The sequence below is a fragment of the Paenibacillus hodogayensis genome, assembly GCF_039536325.1.
GTDB classification, from domain to species: domain Bacteria; phylum Bacillota; class Bacilli; order Paenibacillales; family NBRC-103111; genus Paenibacillus_AB; species Paenibacillus_AB hodogayensis.
In genome coordinates this window covers 355268-370585 of the sequence record NZ_BAAAYO010000002.1, presented here as the reverse complement: position 1 = coordinate 370585, position 15318 = coordinate 355268, and the positions used below count along the sequence as shown (strand labels likewise).

Below are 15318 nucleotides of genomic sequence, written 5' to 3'. Positions count from 1 at the left end.
AAACAGGGAATCCGATTTCAAGTGCGATTGGAGGAGCAAAGGGTCACCGCAGCCTCGCTTTGCCGCCGATTTTTCTTATGCGATTGCCGTGAGACGGTCCCGGAAAGCTATTGTCAGATGAGACAATATAGCCTATAATCGATCCGTAGCCAGATAGCAGTCACAAGCAAGCATGGTGCAGTCCAGACCATAATCGGCCAACAGGTGCCCGGCGTCTTTCGGCGTGCGGGTTAAAAGGGAAGTCGGTGCGAATCCGACGCGGTCCCGCCACTGTAAGCGAGGTATTTGCCCGTATGCCACTGTTCCCGGAAGGGAGCGGGAAGGCGGGGAAAGCGGCGCTGTTCTTTCAAGCGCGCCTCTCGAGTCAGGAGACCTGCCTGTTTTGGCAAAGCTTAAGGATTCCTTCGAGGAAAAGGAGCCGGCTTATTCGGGAACGATAAACCGTTTCGTGCTGTCCGTGCGATTGCCCGTATTTGCTGCGCCCCCGTCCTGATCAGGATGGGGGCTTTTTTGACGGAGGACCTCATATCGCCGCATTCCGGGAACGGTCCGGAGCAAGAGAAGGAGAGAAACGCTATGAAGAAGCTGTCTATGCTGCTGCTGGCATCCGCGCTCGCGCTGAGCCTTGCGGCATGCGGTCAAGGCAAGCAGACCGGCGGGGTCAAGGAGCCTGCCCAGGCACAGCAGGGGGATACCGGCAAAGCGCCGCAGGCGACAAGCAAGAAGACGACTTATCCGCTGACGCTAAAGGATAGCTCGGGCAAGGAATTTACGTTCGCCAAGGCGCCGGAGCGAATTGTTTCGCTTTCGCCTACGGAGACGGAAGTGTTGTTCGCGATCGGCTTGGGCGATAAGATCGTCGGCGTGTCCGATCTGGATGACTACCCGGCGGAAGCGAAGAGCAAGCCGAAGATGGGCAACCTGCAAGGAAATCCGGAGGCGATCATCGCGGCCAACCCGGATATCGTATTCGCCGGGCTGTCGTTGAATAAAAATTCGGTTACCAAGCTGAACGAGCTGAAGCTGAATTTGTTCCAGACGAACCCGAAGACGATCGACGAGGCGATAGACCGGGTGCTGCTGCTGGGGGTTATCACGGATAAGCAGGACCAGGCGGAACAGGTCGCCGGCCAGATGAAGAAGGAAAAGCAGCAAGTCGTCGATGCGCTGAAGGGCTTGAAGCCGGAGCAGAAAAAGAAAGTGTACATCGAATTTTCCCCGGGTTGGACGGTGGGCAAAGGCGAGTATCTGGACGACATGATTGCAATTGCAGGGGGCGTCAACGTGGCATCGGACTTGCAAGGCTGGAAGCAGATCAGCGAGGAGAAGGTGATCCAGGCGAACCCGGACGTCATCTTCTTCGCCAAGGGCGTGCCGAATCTGGAAAAGACGATCCGGGAGCGCAGCGGCTGGGACAAGATCGCGGCCATACAGGGCGGCAAGGTGGTCGGGCTTGACGATAATCTGATGTCGCGCCCGGGCCCGCGCATTACGAAGGCGTTGGTCGATATGGCCAAAGCTTTGTACCCGGAGCTGGTGAAATAGATGAAGCGTAAGCTGTTGGCATGGGGAGTGGCAGGAATGCTGCTCCTCCTTGTTTCCGTCGTTGTCAGTTTGTCGCTCGGCTCGGCGCATATTCCGGTCTTGCAGGTATGGGGAATATTGCTCAAGCAAATTCCGTGGATCGGGGATTCGGTAACCGCCGTCTGGCCCCAATCGTCGGAGCAGATTATTATGAAGGTACGGCTGCCGCGCATCGTGCTCGGCATATTGGTCGGAGCGGCGTTGTCGGTCGCGGGCGCGGGGTTTCAGGGCGTGCTGCGCAATCCGCTGGCCGATCCGTATACGCTTGGGGTAGCGTCCGGCGCTTCGGTCGGGGCGGCCTTTCTCATTTTATTCGGACTTCATTATGCGTTATTCGGGATATGGACCATTCCGATCGTCGCTTTTGCGACCGGTCTGCTTACGCTGTGGATCGTATTTCGGCTGGCCGGCGTGCAGGGGAAGTTTCGCACGGAGACGGTTATACTGTCCGGCGTGGTGGTGTCGGCTTTTCTCGGCGCGCTCGTTTCGTTCATGGTGGCGCTCGCCTCGGACCGGATCGTCAATGAAATTTTGTTCTGGCTGATGGGCAGCCTGTCGCTGAGAGGATGGCCGTATACGACGGTCGTGCTGCCGTATCTGCTTATCGGGGCGGTTATTCTGATTCCGATGGGCCGCCCTTTGAACCTGTTTGCGATCGGCGAACGGCACGCGGCCCATCTGGGCGTCCGGGTCGACCGGACGAAGTGGATCGTACTGCTCGTCTCTACGATTCTGACTGCCGCCGCCGTGTCGGTATGCGGAGTTATCGGCTTCGTGGGCTTGATTACGCCGCATTTGGTTCGTCTCATGGTCGGGCCGGATTACCGGCTCATTATCCCGCTGTCGCTTTTGTTCGGCGGCATTTACGTGCTGTGGGCCGACACGCTCGCCCGCATGGTGCTGAGCCCGACGGAAATTCCGCTGGGCGTCGTCACCGCGTTTCTGGGCGCTCCGTTTTTCGCCTATTTGCTGTCCAGACAAAAGAAGACGTTGAAAGGTTGATCGGTTATGATCGAGGTAAACGGTCTGTCGAAATCGTTCGACGGCAAAAATGTGCTGGACGATGTGTCGTTTGCCGTGGCCGCGGGCGAAACGCTCGGCATCATCGGGCCGAACGGCAGCGGGAAATCGACGCTGCTCAAGCTGCTATCCGGGGTGGAGCAGGCGGATGCGGGACAAATCCGGCTGGAAGGAAAGCCGGTCAAGTCGTATTCGCGCAAGGAGCTGGCCCGCTGGCTCGCCGTGCTGCAGCAGGATGCGCTGCCGCCCGTCGGCTTTACCGTGCGCGAGGTCGTCGAGATGGGGCGCTTCCCGTTCCAGAACTGGCTCGGGGACGAGCCGGACGACCAATCCGCCCTTGTCGAAGGCATCATGGAGCAGCTGCGCTTGGCGCCGTTCGCCTCCCGTTCGCTGGAGCATTTGAGCGGCGGGGAGCGGCAGCGCGTAGCGCTCGGCAAAGTGATGGCCCAGCAGCCCAGGCTGCTGCTGCTGGATGAGCCGACCACCTATCTCGATATCGGCTACCAGATGCAGATGATGGATACGGTGCGGCGCTGGCAGGAGAAGGAAGGACTGACGGTGGTCGCCGTGCTGCACGATTTGAACTTGGCGGCGCAATATTGCGACCGGCTGCTGATGATACATCGCGGGCGGCTCGTGCGGATCGGCACTCCATGGGAAGTGCTGGAGCGGGGACTTATAGCGGACGTGTACGAGACCGAGCCGATCGTGACGGCTCATCCGGTAACCGGCTGCCCGCAGCTGCTGCTCCAACCCGGAGCAAGCCCGGCAGCCGGCTCCTGAGACGGCCGTGTCGGTACGGGCGGACCGCCCCGGAGCTCCCGGGGAAGAGAGCGCCAGACTGGGCTGGAGAGACAGGAAGCGGAGACTTCCCGGTAAAATCGCTTCAGGAGGGGTAGCGGATGGAAAATGAATCTTTATGGGAGCGGACGGCTGCGCGCATCGGCGGATTGGACGAGGCCGCCATGGCGAAGGCGGAGCATAAACTCGACCGGCTGACGAAGCCGCCCGGCAGTTTGGGCCGACTGGAGGAGCTGGCCCGGCAGCTGGCCGGGATAACCGGTGAGCTGAAGCCGGACTTATCCAACAAAGCGGTCGTCGTCATGGCGGGAGATCACGGCGTATGCGCGGAAGGCGTGAGCGCCTTCCCGGCGGCGGTGACGCCGCAGATGGTGTTGAATTTTCTGAACGGGGGAGCGGCGGTTAACGTGCTGGCCCGCCATGTCGGCGCGGACGTCGTTTGCGTGGATATCGGGGTCAACGCCGAGCTGAATCATCCGGAGTTGCTCGTACGCAAAGTCCGGCCGGGCACGGACAATATCGCCGTCGGTCCGGCCATGTCTCGCGACGAAGCCGCTCGTGCAATCGAGGTCGGCATCCGCATCGCGGATGAGCTGGCGGAGCGCGGTTACCGGCTGTTCGCGACGGGAGAGATGGGCATCGGCAATACGACGCCGAGCTCGGCTATGCTGGCGGCGCTGACCGGGGCGGAGGCGGCCGATGTCGTCGGCCGCGGCACCGGGATTGGGGACGAGGCGCTGAGCAAGAAGCGCGATGTCATTCGCCGAGCGCTGGACGTCAACCGTCCAGACGCGAACGATCCGCTCGACGTGCTGGCCAAAGTCGGCGGCTTCGAGATTGCCGGACTTGTCGGCGTCATTCTCGGCGCGGCGGCGCGGCGCTGTCCGGTCGTCGTGGACGGCTTCATTTCGTCCGTGGCCGCACTGGCGGCGGCGAGGATCGCGCCGCTGGCGGCGGGATATATGCTGCCGTCGCATCTGTCGCAGGAGTTGGGCCACCGGCTTCTGCTGGAGCATATCGGGCTGAGGCCGATTTTGCAGATGGATATGCGGCTTGGCGAAGGAACCGGAGCGGTTTTGACGTTCCCGATCGTCGAGGCGGCGGTGAAGCTGATGAACGAAATGGCTACCTTCGAAAGCGCCGGCGTCTCCGAGCAATGACGGTTTACGGAACGGACGTCCGTTCCGCGTGCTCGGCGGCGACAGCCGGAATGCGTCGAAAGCGAGGCGGTTGATGCCGCCGCGCGTAGCAAAAACTGGCGTCAAGCCAAGCGGAGCGGGTGGTGGGCCCGAACAGCGCGTGGAGATATTTTTGAACGCGAAAGGGGCGGCATAACAAGATGCGGATTATGGTGACAGGCGGGGCGCGGAGCGGCAAAAGCTCGTTCGCCGAGCGGTATGCGGCGAGCCTCGCCGATTCCGGGATCTATATCGCCACGTCGCAGCCGTTCGACGATGAAATGGCGGCGCGGCTGGCTTTGCACAAGGAGCGCCGGGACGAATCGGACTTTCCGTGGAAGACGGTGGAGGAGCCGCTCGATGTTGCCGGTTTTTTACTGCGGCATAAGCCGGAGAGCGGCCAGGCGGTTCTGATCGATTGCCTGACGCTGTGGTTGTCCAACTGGGTGCTCCGCCACGAGCAAGATGCTGATATGGAGAAGCTTATCGGCGAGCGGATCGGCGAGCTGGCCGAGGCGGTGCGGCAATACGAAGGAACGGTGCTGCTGGTGACGAACGAGGTGGGCAACGGCATCGTGCCGGAGTACAAGCTGGGCCGGGTATACCGCGATCTGTCCGGCCGGATGAACCAGCGGATCGCCGAAGCGTGCGGGGAAGTATTCCTCGTCACGAGCGGCATTCCCGTCGAATTGAAGCGGCTGGCATTTTGGCCCGTCCCGCGCTCCGGGCAAGAGCGGAAATAAAGAGTATCTATGTGGAACGAATGTTTTGGAAGCCCGTTTCATTCCGAAAAGGACTGCCTTGCTGCTCAGACATGTTGTTTTCAACTCCTTGATTGAAAAAAAGACTCGGCGGAATGGAGTTGAAAGCCAAAACTAGCTGCAAGGCAGATCCCTTTCTTCATTTCACTTTTCCAGGAAGTGATTTCGTTCCACATAGATAGGTGCCGGAAAGGAGAGCGGCCATGCTGCTGTTCGGTTGGGAAGAAACGGCGTGGATGGCGCTGGCGGCGATTGCGCTCGACTGGCTGGTCGGCGATCCCCGCTGGCCGACCCATCCCGTCATCTGGATCGGACGGCTCATTGCGCGTCTGGAGCGGCTGCTGCGTGCCGGAGAGAAGCGGGGAGCGGCCTCGCCGCGCCGGGTTCGGCTTACGGGCGTCGCGTTGACCATGCTGACCGTCGGCGCGGCTTTTTCCGTCATGACCGCCATCGTGCTTGCATGCAGTTGGGTTCATCCGTGGCTCGGCTATGCGGTCAATACGTGGTTCATCTCCACGACGCTGGCGGTCAAAGGCTTGAAGGACGCGGCGATGCTCGTGTACCGCCCGCTTGCGGATAACAATTTGCCGGATGCGCGCAAATATGTCGGCTACATTGTCGGCCGCGATACGACGCAGCTCGATGAACCGGAAATCGTGCGCGCGACGGTGGAGACCGTGGCCGAGAATACGGTAGATGCTTTCGTCTCTCCCATCGTCTTCGCGCTGCTTGGCGGAGCGCCTCTGGCCATGCTGTACCGGGCGGCCAATACGCTCGATTCGATGGTCGGCTACAAGAACGCCAACTATATGTACTTTGGCTGGGCGTCGGCGCGGTTCGACGACGTATTGAACTATATACCGGCCCGGCTGACAGGGCTGATGATCGTCATCGTCAGCTTTTTCGGCAAGGGGCTATCGGCCGCAAGGGCGCTCAAATCGATCCGCACGTTCGCCGCGCTGCATCCGAGCCCGAACAGCGGCATCCCGGAATCGGCGGCCGCGGGAGCGATCGGCATCGAGCTGGGAGGCGTGAACCGGTACGGAGATGTCGTCAGCGACCGAGCGCGGATGGGCTGGCCGCTGCGCGAGCGGGGGCGCGGCGACATCGTGCTGACGGTCCGCATCTGTTACGGAGTAAGCTATTTGGCGGCGGGAGGGCTGGTATGCGCGATTATCGCCATGCATGGATAACCGAGTGGCGCGCATGCGCTGCGGCGTTTCAGTTTTTGACGCGGTTTCCGGTGAACATTCAACTTCAATATACGGATGATCTGTTCCGCCGCAGCGCGGTCTATTACCCGCTCGTCGGAGCCGCGATCGGAGGGCTGCTGGCGCTGGCCGGCTGGCTGCTCGGCTTCGTGCTTCCCGCCGCGCCGGCGGCGGTGCTCGTGCTCGGGATTTGGGTGGCGGCCACCGGAGCGCTTCATCTTGACGGTCTGATGGACACGGCCGACGGCCTGCTCAGCCACCGGTCGCGGGAGCGCATGCTGGAAATTATGAAGGACAGCCGCGTCGGAGCGATGGGCGTGGTCGCCGGCGTGCTGCTTATGCTGCTGAAGGGTTCGCTGCTCCTGTCGCTGCCCCTTCAATCGGCCGCCTATGGCGCAGCCGTCATGGCCGCTCCTCTGTGGAGTCGTGCGTTTGTCGTATGGGCGATTGCGGGATGGCCTTATGCCAGAGAAGGGAAAGGACTCGGCAGCCTGTTCGCGGCGGTTACCCGGGCCGAAGCGTGGAAAGCGACGGCTTTGGCCGTCGCGGCCGGGCTGCTTCTGTTCGCGGCATACGGCTTAAGCTGGGGGGAAGCCGCGGCATATGCGCTCGGGCTTACCGTCATCACGGGGGCCGTCGGCTACGGACTGGCGAGAGCAATGGCAGGCAAGCTGGGCGGACTGACGGGCGATACGTACGGAGCGTTGATCGAGCTGCTGGAGTGCACGGCGCTGCTTGCGGCCGTTGTCGCAGCAAGCCGATAAAGACGGGAGGAAGCGCAATGTTGGAACGATATGGACACGGAGGCGACTTAACGACGGCGGAAGCGGTATTCGGCAAACCGCCGGGGGGCTTTCTCGATTTCAGCTCGAATATGAACCCGTTCGGGCCGCCGGAGGCGATCGGAAGGCTGCTGGCCGAGCGGTGGCGGGAGCTTGCCCGTTACCCCGACCCGGCCGTACGGGGGTTGCGCCGGGCGATCGCGGAGAAGTACGGCATCCCGGAGGAGAGCGTGCTGGTCGGCAACGGCGCGGCGGAGCTGATCGACTTGTCGGTAAGGGCGCTGGCGCCGGGCAAGGTTGGTCTCGCCCGGCCGTCCTTCTCCGAGTACGAGGAGGCTGTACACAAAACGGGCGGGGAAATCGTCGATATTCCGCTGTCGCCCGAGGACGGTTTTATCCTGCATGAAAAAGCGCTGCGGAATGCGGCAGAACAGGCCGATCTGCTCGTGCTCGGCCATCCGAACAATCCGACCGGCCGTTTGGCCGACGCGGCAATGCTGAAACGGATTGTCGCGGATCGTATCCCGCTTGTTCTCGACGAGGCGTTCGTCGATTTCGCGCCGGATGAAGAGACGGTCAGCTTGATCCGGCTGGCCGCGCAGTCCGAGCGGCTGTACGTGATCCGCTCGATGACGAAATTTTACGCCGTTCCGGGCATCCGGCTCGGCTTCATCGTGGCGCATCCGGACGAAATCCGCAAGCTGGCCCGTCTGCAAGTGCCTTGGAGCGTCAATTCGATGGCGCAATGGATTGGCGAAGCCGTCCTGGGGGATCGGGAATACGCCGACCGGACGCGGCGCTGGCTGGCCGAGGAGCGGCCCGAGCTGGCGAAAGGGTTGGAGAAGCTGGGCTTGCGCGTGTTTCCGGGGCAGGTCAACTTCATCTTGGCCTCCATTCCGGAACGGTTAGGATGCGGGGTGAAGGAACTGCAGAAGCGGATGGGCGAGAAGGGCGTGCTCATTCGCGACGCTTCGCTGTTTCCGGGGCTGGACGGTTCCTTCTTCCGCGTCGCCGTGCGGCTTCGGGAAGAGAACGAGACGCTACTGCGCTGTTTGCAAGCGACGCTCGGCGGCGGACAGGAAGCGGAGGCTATGGAAGCGAGCGGCGCTGCTGCCGTTGCGGACGCTGTGACGGCTGCGAGGCAGGGGCTGTCGGTTGTTGCGGCCGACGAAGTCCCGGTGGTCGAGACGGGGAGGGGCGCCGCTGCGGAGAAGAGCGTTGCCGATACTGCCGGCGAACCCGCGCGGCTGGCCCCGACGCTCATGTTCCAGGGCACCTCCTCGGATGCGGGCAAAAGCATCCTGACGACCGCTCTGTGCCGCATTTTGCTGCAGGACGGCTGGAAGGTGGCTCCGTTCAAATCGCAGAACATGTCGCTCAATTCCTATGTCACGCCGGACGGCAAAGAAATCGGCCGGGCGCAGGGCATGCAGGCGGACGCCTGCCGCGTTCCGGCGACGACGGATATGAACCCGATTCTGCTCAAGCCGAAGAAAGATATGGTATCCCAGGTCGTCGTGCACGGCAAGCCGCTGCGCGACTACGATGCGCGCACGTACCGGGAGAAATATCTCGGCGAGGCGGAGCATATCGTGAAGGATGCGCTTAAGCGGCTGCGCACCCGCTACGAAGCTGTCGTCATCGAGGGGGCCGGTAGTCCGGCCGAAGTGAATCTGAAGGACCGGGACATCGTCAACATGCGGCTGGCGGGCTGGGCCGATGCGCCCGTGCTGCTGGTCGCGGACATCGACCGGGGCGGCGTGTTCGCCTCGCTTGTCGGTACGATGGATATTTTGACGCCCGAGGAGCAGGATCGGGTCCAGGGTTTTGTCATCAACAAGTTCCGCGGCGATGTGACGCTGCTGCAGCCGGGACTGGATTGGCTGGAGCGTCGCACCGGGAAGCCGGTGCTCGGCGTCATTCCTTACTTGCCGGACGTCGGACTGGAGGACGAGGACTCCGCCTCGCTCGACGCGAAGCGCCTGTCCGGCCCGAAACGGGAAGGGCAAATCGATATCGCCGTCCTGCGGCTGCCGCGGCTGTCCAACTTTACCGACTTCGATCCGCTGTTCGAGGAGCCGGATGTTCACGTCCGCTATGTGTCTACCGTATCGGAGTGGGGGCAGCCGGATGCGGTTATTATTCCGGGCAGCAAAAACACGATCGACGATTTGCAGTTTTTGCGCGCAACGGCTTTGGAGACGCGCATTCGCCGTCATGTCGAGGCGGGGGGCCGGTTGCTGGGCATCTGCGCCGGCTACCAGATGCTCGGGCGTCGGCTGCTTGACCCGCAGCGGATCGAGTCGGATACCGAGGAGCTGTCCGGCATCGGGTTGTTCGACGCGGAGACGACGTTCACTCCCGACAAGCGGACCGAGCGCGTCTGCGGAACGGCGCACTGGCCCGGCCTAGAGCCGCTCCCCGTGGAAGGTTACGAGATTCACATGGGACGGACGCGCTTCGGGGACGAGGTTCGTCAGCCCTTTGCGATCCGCATTCACGACGCGCCCGACGAGGCCGGTTCATATCACGCCGACGGGGCGCTGTCGCCGGACGGCAAAGTATGGGGGACTTACATGCACGGCGTGCTGCATAATGACGGGCTGCGGCGGCAGTGGATCAACGAGATTCGAGCTGACAAGGGCTGGGAGCCGTCCGCGGGCGAGCTGAAGTTTTTCGGTCAGCGTGAAGCGGCGTTCGACCGGCTGGCGGATCATGTCCGGCGGCATTTGGATATGGATCGTATTTATGCGATGATGAATAGGAAGAACGAAAGGGGACGTGAAGCATGAGAATTTATACGAGAACGGGCGACAAAGGGCAAACGGGCGTAATCGGAGGCCGCGTGGACAAGGATGACGTACGGGTCGAGGCGTACGGCACGACCGACGAGCTGAACTGCTTCCTCGGCCAGGCGATCAGCGCGATCGACGCTGCGGAAGAGCGTTTCGCCGACCTGCGCGACGACTTGCAGACGATCCAGCAGGAGCTGTTCGACTGCGGCTCCGACCTGGCTTTGCTCAAACCGGAACTTCGTCCTTACAAGGTAACCGCCGATCTGGTAGACCGGCTGGAGACGTGGATCGATAAATACGATGCGGAAACGCCGGACATCGCCCGCTTCATCCTGCCTGGCGGCTCGGAGCTGTCTTCCCGCCTGCACATCTGCCGGACCGTATGCCGCCGGGCGGAGCGGCGCGTCGTGACGCTGTCGAAGCAGACGGAGATCAACGAAGAGGTGCGCCGCTACCTGAACCGGCTGTCCGATTTGTTCTTCACGGTCGCCCGCACCGCCAACCACCGCCACGGCGTGTCCGATGTGGAATATATCCGGAGCCCCGACGTATTCCGGCGCAAGTCTAAATGAGCTATTACGAGCCGCTCACGTACGTCGTGCCGCCGGAGGAGGACGGAACGCTGCTCAAGACGGTGCTGCGGGACCGGATGCAGCTGTCCCGCAAGCTGCTGTCGCGGCTGAAGCTGACTCCCGAAGGCATTGCGGTAAACGGCGAAAGGCGCTACACGTCGACGCGCGTCCAGGCCGGCGACATCGTGGAGGTACGGATGGAGGAGGAGCAGTCCGAGGATATTTTGCCGCAGCCGCTTCCGCTGGACATTCTGTATGAGGACGACCATCTGCTGATCGTCAACAAGGCGGCGGGGATGATCGTCCATCCGACCCACGGCCATTATATGAATACGCTCGCGAACGCGGTCGTGCACCACTGGCTGGAGCGCGGGGAGAAGGTGCGCTTCCGGCCGGTGCACCGGCTGGACCGGGAGACGTCGGGGGTGCTGGCCATCGCTAAAAACCCGTATGCTCATCAGCATATCTCCGAGCAAATGCAAGCCGGCGAGGTGGATAAAACGTACTTGGCGATCGTACACGGCGCGCTTAAGGAATCGCGCGGAACCGTCGATGCGCCGATCGATCGCAATCCGGAATCGCCGCATGTGCGGATCGTGCTCCCCGGGGGTTACCGGTCGGTTACCCATTTCGAGACGGTCGAGCGCTACGGCGAGTCCGCTTCCCTGGTCCGGCTGCGGCTGGAGACGGGGCGGACGCACCAGATTCGCGTGCATATGAAGCATATCGGCCATCCGCTCATAGGCGACTCTATGTACGGTCCGGACGCGGATGCCGCTTTTGCCGCGGGAGCGGAAGACGGCTTCGCAAGCGGGTCCCGCTCCGACGGCGAGCCGGGCGAACCCCTCGATGCTTTCGCCGCGGCAGATGAAGTACCGAACGCCAAAAAGGCCGGAGAGCTGTCTCTCGGCCGCCAAGCGTTGCACGCCTCGCAGTTGGCTTTTGCCCATCCGGCGGACCGCCGTCCTGTCCGGTTCGAGGCACCTTTGCCGGCGGACATGGAGCTGCTGCTGGGGCGTTTGAAGCGCGCTTATTTGGAATGAAGGTTGCCGCTGTGCGTTTTGTTGCCGGTTCCGCCCTGGGTGTCGTCCCGCTGGTTCAACTGTTGCTGCTTGACAGTCGACTGCGGGCCGCACCCGGACGCGATGACGGCGGCGAGCAAGCCGACGGTCAGCACGAACGCCGTTTTTCGCAAAGTCATGTCGCTTTCCTCCCCCGGTGCAGTGTTCGTCCTCTGTTTACTGTCTCAAGTTCCCTTATTTTTTATCCGTAAATCTCCTTAAATTTGTGTATTGCGGCACTTTTTTGTTCGATCAATTCATGTATAATAAGAAAAGCTCTGATTCGAAGCCTTTCGAAGAAGTATATCCGAGTTTTAATTTTTGCTTTTCTTGGTACAGAAAGTTAACTTCGCTTCGCGCCTTGCTTTAGCGAAGTTAACTTTCTGTAACGTTAAGAAAAGCTTCCGATTCGAAGCCTTTCGAAGAAGTATATCCGAGTTTTAATGGTTGCTTCTCTTGGTACAGAAAGTCGCACCTCGCTTCGCGTCTTGCTTTAGCGAAGTTAACTTTCTGTAACGTCAAGAAAAGCTTCCGATTCGAAGCCTTTTCGAAGAGGTACATCCGAGTTTTAGAGGTTGCGCTTTAGCGAAGTTAAATGTTCGTAACATTAAGAAAAGATTCTTTCGAGGGCAGCCGGGACAGTGCATTGCGCCTGGTCCTGCGGTTGGCGTCTGCCCGCAACCTACATCATGTTTTTAGGAGGAACCGCCCCATGAGCGAGAAACGGGTTACCGTTTATTTATATCCGAAATGCAGCACGTGCCGGGACGCCCTGAAGTCGCTGGACAGGAAGGGGGTCAAGCCCGACGAGACGGTCGATATTTTCGACACCCCGCCTTCGCGCGAACGGATGGCCGAGTTGATTGCTCGCAGCGGCTTGCCGATCCGGAAGTTTTTCAATACTTCGGGTGAGGTGTACCGCGAAATGCAGCTGAAGGACAAGCTGCCGGAAATGAACGAAGCGGACATGATCGATTTGCTCGCCTCCAACGGCCGGCTGATCAAGCGTCCGATCGTCACCGACGGCGAGCGAGTAACCGTCGGATTCAAGGAAGACGAGTACGAGCGGGTGTGGAAGCGGTAGCCGACGAACCCTCGTCTGTACGATCGAACAAGCGCTTCAAGGGCACAGGTCCATACATAATGCAGAGATAGAGATAAAAGGGGGGCCGGGGCCATGAAACGGCAAGTCAAGCCAATCCGTGAAGGGAACTCGGAGCCGGGTACCGTCAGTCTGTTCTCGATTGCCGGCATCAAGACGCTGCTGCAGTTTTTGCGACTGGGCAAAAAAAGCGGCGCACTGCTGAGCATGGCGGTCGCGACCGCGATTTACACGTGGTTTTATCAATGGGAGTTTGCGCTTGGCGTGACGGTAATGGTGCTCGTGCACGAGCTTGGCCATGTCGCCGCTGCCAGGCAAAAGGGCATTCCAGTCACGGCTCCGTTCTTCATCCCGTTCCTTGGCGCTCTGATTATGATGAAGCGCAATCCGCGCGATGCGGCGACGGAAGCGTATATCGCGATGGGCGGGCCGCTGGTCGGCACGATCGGGGCGTTCGTATCGTTTCTAATCGGGTTGTTCACCGGCCATTCGCTGTTCTACGCGATCGCTTATATCGGCTTTACGCTGAACCTGATCAATCTGCTGCCGATTCACCCGCTGGACGGAGGAAGGATCGCTTCATCCGTTACGCGCTGGCTATGGGTCGCCGGTGCGGCGGGGGGCTTGTTTGCGGTCATCTTTTTGAAGTCGTTTTTGTTCTTCGTGCTGTGGGCTTTGTTCGTATGGGACTTGTTCTCCAAATATATCGTTCACCGCGGCAAAGCAGCCGAATATTCGTGCTGGGGCAAAATCGAAGTGCCCTTCGATCAAATTCCCGGCGAGAACTGGATGCTCATTCCGTTCAGCGAGCGCGAGCCGCTGCCGTACCGCACCTATTCCGATATGGACGGCAAACAGTGGGTGGATATCAATTGGGAGGAAGCCGATGTCGTGCATCCGGTCAAAATGCAGGAGCAAGGCCTGATCCGCTCCGTGTTCAGCACCAAGGTGGAGCGGCGCTGGCAGCAGACGCCGAAGGTCGTCGTCCTGCGCTATCAGATCGACTACGAGCCGCACGAAATCGAGAACTATTACGAAGTGCCGGAGAAGGTTCGCTGGAGATTCGGCATCAGCTACGGGGCGCTCGCGATTGCGCTGTTCGTTCTGCTGGATCTGGTGCAGCTGATGATGAACGAGCAGGGTGGGTTTTTCCATTCGTTACGAAAATAACAGCGAGCCGCACGAAGGAATGGATCGCAACGGGAGTGGCTTCCGTAAATCGCTTCCATCCATCGTTAGGCTTCGTCAAGGTGAGGGTTAGCATGAAAGGGATAGGTTCGAGCCGGCTTCAGCTTCTGGGGTCGGCTATTTTTTCGGAAGTGGCGGAATGGAAGCGGGAAGCGGCGGCCAAAGGATTGGAGATTATCGACCTGGGGATCGGCAGCCCGGACCGTCCGCCTTCGCAGCGGGTTATGGAGGCGCTGTCCGCTGCTGCGCGCAATCCCGTTCATTATGGGTATCCGACTTCGGAAGGGAGTCCGGCTTTTCGTGCTGCCGTAGCCCGCTGGTACGATTTCCGCTTCGGCGTGCAGCTCGACCCGGAACGGGAAATAACGACTTTGATGGGGTCGCAGGACGGTTTGGCCCATCTGGCAATGGCGGTCGCCGATCCTGGCGATTTGGCCATCGTGCCGGACCCGGGCTATCCGATTTATTCGGCAAGTCTCGTTTTGGCGGGTGTAAAGCCTTATTTGCTTCCATTGAGCGCGGATAATGGCTTCTTGCCTAAGCTGGACGATATTCCGGAGGAAGCGGCCCGCAAAGCCCGATTTATGCTGTTGAACTATCCGAGCAATCCGCTGTCGGCGGTGGCGGACTTCGACTTTTTCGAGCGGCTTGTCGATTATGCGCGCAAGCACGAGCTGCTGCTCGTACACGATGCGGCTTACACCGAGATGGCATTCGACGGGTTCCGCCCATGCAGCGTGCTGGAGGTGCCGGGGGCGAAGGAGGTCGCCGTCGAATTTCATTCGTTGTCGAAAAGCTTCAACATGGCCGGCTGCCGGATCGCCTTTATGGTCGGTAATGCCGAAGCTGTCGGAGCGCTGCGGACCTTGAAGACGAATATCGATTACGGGGTGTTCTCGGCCGTTCAGGAGGCGGGAATCGCTGCGTTGGACGATGCGGTGTCCGGTTCCGGCTGGGAGGTCGCTTCAATCTATGAGCGGAGACGAAATCTGGTCGTGGACGGGCTGCGCGAGGCGGGCTGGGACGTGCCGAAGCCGCAGGCGACAATGTTCGTCTGGGCGCCGATTCCGTCAGGATGGACATCTCGACAAATTTCCCGGGAAATGCTGGTATCTGCGGGTGTTGTCGTAATTCCGGGGGACGCTTTCGGCGAACAGGGACGCGGATTCGTGCGATTCGCCCTTGTGCAGGAAGAGGACAAACTGGAAGAAGCGGTCAGGCGTATCGGCCGTTTTTTACGCGAACGGGATCCTCAGGGGTAAT

14 protein-coding genes and 1 riboswitch are annotated in these 15318 nt (G+C 60.7%); of the genes, 13 read left to right on the top strand and 1 reads right to left on the bottom strand.

The window, feature by feature from the left end:
* Window positions 1–187 precede the first annotated feature (187 nt).
* Window positions 188–395: riboswitch (cobalamin riboswitch) on the top strand.
* Between the two features lie 181 nt (window positions 396–576).
* From ABD796_RS07140 to ABD796_RS07095, 10 genes are all read left to right on the top strand, one after another.
* Window positions 577–1545 carry an ABC transporter substrate-binding protein gene (locus tag ABD796_RS07140; protein WP_344905124.1) on the top strand — a complete coding sequence of 323 codons (969 nt, stop codon included), beginning with the start codon at window positions 577–579 and terminating at the stop codon, window positions 1543–1545.
* The gene (locus tag ABD796_RS07135; RefSeq protein ID WP_344905121.1) at window positions 1546–2586 is read left to right on the top strand and encodes a FecCD family ABC transporter permease; all 1041 of its coding nucleotides are present in this window, start codon (window positions 1546–1548) and stop codon (window positions 2584–2586) included.
* 6 nt (window positions 2587–2592) lie between these two features.
* A complete protein-coding gene (locus ABD796_RS07130) occupies window positions 2593–3387 on the top strand; it encodes a heme ABC transporter ATP-binding protein (RefSeq protein ID WP_344905118.1) in 795 nt (264 codons plus the stop codon).
* Between the two features lie 119 nt (window positions 3388–3506).
* Window positions 3507–4565: a nicotinate-nucleotide--dimethylbenzimidazole phosphoribosyltransferase gene (gene cobT / locus ABD796_RS07125; protein WP_344905115.1), complete on the top strand. Its 1059-nt coding sequence runs from the start codon at window positions 3507–3509 to the stop codon at window positions 4563–4565.
* Window positions 4566–4744: 179 nt separating this feature from the next.
* Window positions 4745–5326 (top strand): bifunctional adenosylcobinamide kinase/adenosylcobinamide-phosphate guanylyltransferase, encoded by a 582-nt coding sequence (gene cobU, locus ABD796_RS07120; RefSeq protein ID WP_344905113.1) that lies wholly within the window; start codon window positions 4745–4747, stop codon window positions 5324–5326.
* 221 nt (window positions 5327–5547) lie between these two features.
* Entirely contained in the window at window positions 5548–6537 is a 990-nt protein-coding gene (gene cbiB, locus ABD796_RS07115; RefSeq protein WP_344905110.1) for an adenosylcobinamide-phosphate synthase CbiB, read from the top strand.
* Complete coding sequence (gene cobS / locus ABD796_RS07110; RefSeq protein ID WP_344905107.1) at window positions 6510–7319, top strand: adenosylcobinamide-GDP ribazoletransferase; 810 nt, start codon at window positions 6510–6512, stop codon at window positions 7317–7319. The genes cbiB and cobS overlap by 28 nt, the downstream gene beginning before the upstream one ends.
* A gap of 17 nt (window positions 7320–7336) precedes the next feature.
* Window positions 7337–10129, top strand: coding sequence for a cobyric acid synthase (locus ABD796_RS07105; RefSeq protein WP_344905104.1), 2793 nt, complete (start codon window positions 7337–7339; stop codon window positions 10127–10129).
* On the top strand, window positions 10126–10704 hold the full coding sequence (locus tag ABD796_RS07100) for a cob(I)yrinic acid a,c-diamide adenosyltransferase (RefSeq protein ID WP_344905101.1): 579 nt from the start codon (window positions 10126–10128) through the stop codon (window positions 10702–10704). Before ABD796_RS07105 ends, ABD796_RS07100 begins: the two co-directional genes overlap by 4 nt.
* On the top strand, window positions 10701–11747 hold the full coding sequence (locus tag ABD796_RS07095) for an RluA family pseudouridine synthase (protein ID WP_344905098.1): 1047 nt from the start codon (window positions 10701–10703) through the stop codon (window positions 11745–11747). Before ABD796_RS07100 ends, ABD796_RS07095 begins: the two co-directional genes overlap by 4 nt.
* Here the strand turns inward: ABD796_RS07095 and ABD796_RS07090 are convergent.
* A complete protein-coding gene (locus tag ABD796_RS07090) occupies window positions 11735–11905 on the bottom strand; it encodes a hypothetical protein (RefSeq protein WP_344905095.1) in 171 nt (56 codons plus the stop codon). The genes ABD796_RS07095 and ABD796_RS07090 overlap by 13 nt on opposite strands.
* 572 nt (window positions 11906–12477) lie before the next feature.
* Between ABD796_RS07090 and ABD796_RS07085 the strand changes: the two genes are divergently transcribed.
* The 3 genes from ABD796_RS07085 to ABD796_RS07075 all read left to right on the top strand — a co-directional run bounded on the left by ABD796_RS07085 (window position 12478) and on the right by ABD796_RS07075 (window position 15317).
* Entirely contained in the window at window positions 12478–12849 is a 372-nt protein-coding gene (locus ABD796_RS07085; RefSeq protein ID WP_344905092.1) for an arsenate reductase family protein, read from the top strand.
* A 93-nt stretch (window positions 12850–12942) separates the two neighbouring features.
* Window positions 12943–14037 carry a site-2 protease family protein gene (locus ABD796_RS07080; protein ID WP_344905089.1) on the top strand — a complete coding sequence of 365 codons (1095 nt, stop codon included), beginning with the start codon at window positions 12943–12945 and terminating at the stop codon, window positions 14035–14037.
* 92 nt (window positions 14038–14129) lie between these two features.
* Window positions 14130–15317, top strand: a complete 1188-nt coding sequence (locus ABD796_RS07075; protein WP_344905085.1) for an aminotransferase class I/II-fold pyridoxal phosphate-dependent enzyme — start codon at window positions 14130–14132, stop codon at window positions 15315–15317.
* Window position 15318: the final 1 nt, after the last annotated feature.

What these genes read in the sequence shown, in the direction of transcription:
- ABD796_RS07090 (WP_344905095.1), bottom strand. Translation starts at nt 11,905, where the DNA reads ATGACTTTGCGAAAAACGGCGTTCGTGCTGACCGTCGGCTTGCTCGCC.
- ABD796_RS07135 (WP_344905121.1), top strand. Translation starts at nt 1,546, where the DNA reads ATGAAGCGTAAGCTGTTGGCATGGGGAGTGGCAGGAATGCTGCTCCTC.
- ABD796_RS07095 (WP_344905098.1), top strand. Translation starts at nt 10,701, where the DNA reads ATGAGCTATTACGAGCCGCTCACGTACGTCGTGCCGCCGGAGGAGGAC.
- cbiB (WP_344905110.1), top strand. Translation starts at nt 5,548, where the DNA reads ATGCTGCTGTTCGGTTGGGAAGAAACGGCGTGGATGGCGCTGGCGGCG.
- ABD796_RS07100 (WP_344905101.1), top strand. Translation starts at nt 10,126, where the DNA reads ATGAGAATTTATACGAGAACGGGCGACAAAGGGCAAACGGGCGTAATC.
- cobT (WP_344905115.1), top strand. Translation starts at nt 3,507, where the DNA reads ATGGAAAATGAATCTTTATGGGAGCGGACGGCTGCGCGCATCGGCGGA.
- ABD796_RS07140 (WP_344905124.1), top strand. Translation starts at nt 577, where the DNA reads ATGAAGAAGCTGTCTATGCTGCTGCTGGCATCCGCGCTCGCGCTGAGC.
- cobS (WP_344905107.1), top strand. Translation starts at nt 6,510, where the DNA reads ATGCGCGATTATCGCCATGCATGGATAACCGAGTGGCGCGCATGCGCT.
- ABD796_RS07080 (WP_344905089.1), top strand. Translation starts at nt 12,943, where the DNA reads ATGAAACGGCAAGTCAAGCCAATCCGTGAAGGGAACTCGGAGCCGGGT.
- cobU (WP_344905113.1), top strand. Translation starts at nt 4,745, where the DNA reads ATGCGGATTATGGTGACAGGCGGGGCGCGGAGCGGCAAAAGCTCGTTC.
- ABD796_RS07130 (WP_344905118.1), top strand. Translation starts at nt 2,593, where the DNA reads ATGATCGAGGTAAACGGTCTGTCGAAATCGTTCGACGGCAAAAATGTG.
- ABD796_RS07075 (WP_344905085.1), top strand. Translation starts at nt 14,130, where the DNA reads ATGAAAGGGATAGGTTCGAGCCGGCTTCAGCTTCTGGGGTCGGCTATT.
- ABD796_RS07105 (WP_344905104.1), top strand. Translation starts at nt 7,337, where the DNA reads ATGTTGGAACGATATGGACACGGAGGCGACTTAACGACGGCGGAAGCG.
- ABD796_RS07085 (WP_344905092.1), top strand. Translation starts at nt 12,478, where the DNA reads ATGAGCGAGAAACGGGTTACCGTTTATTTATATCCGAAATGCAGCACG.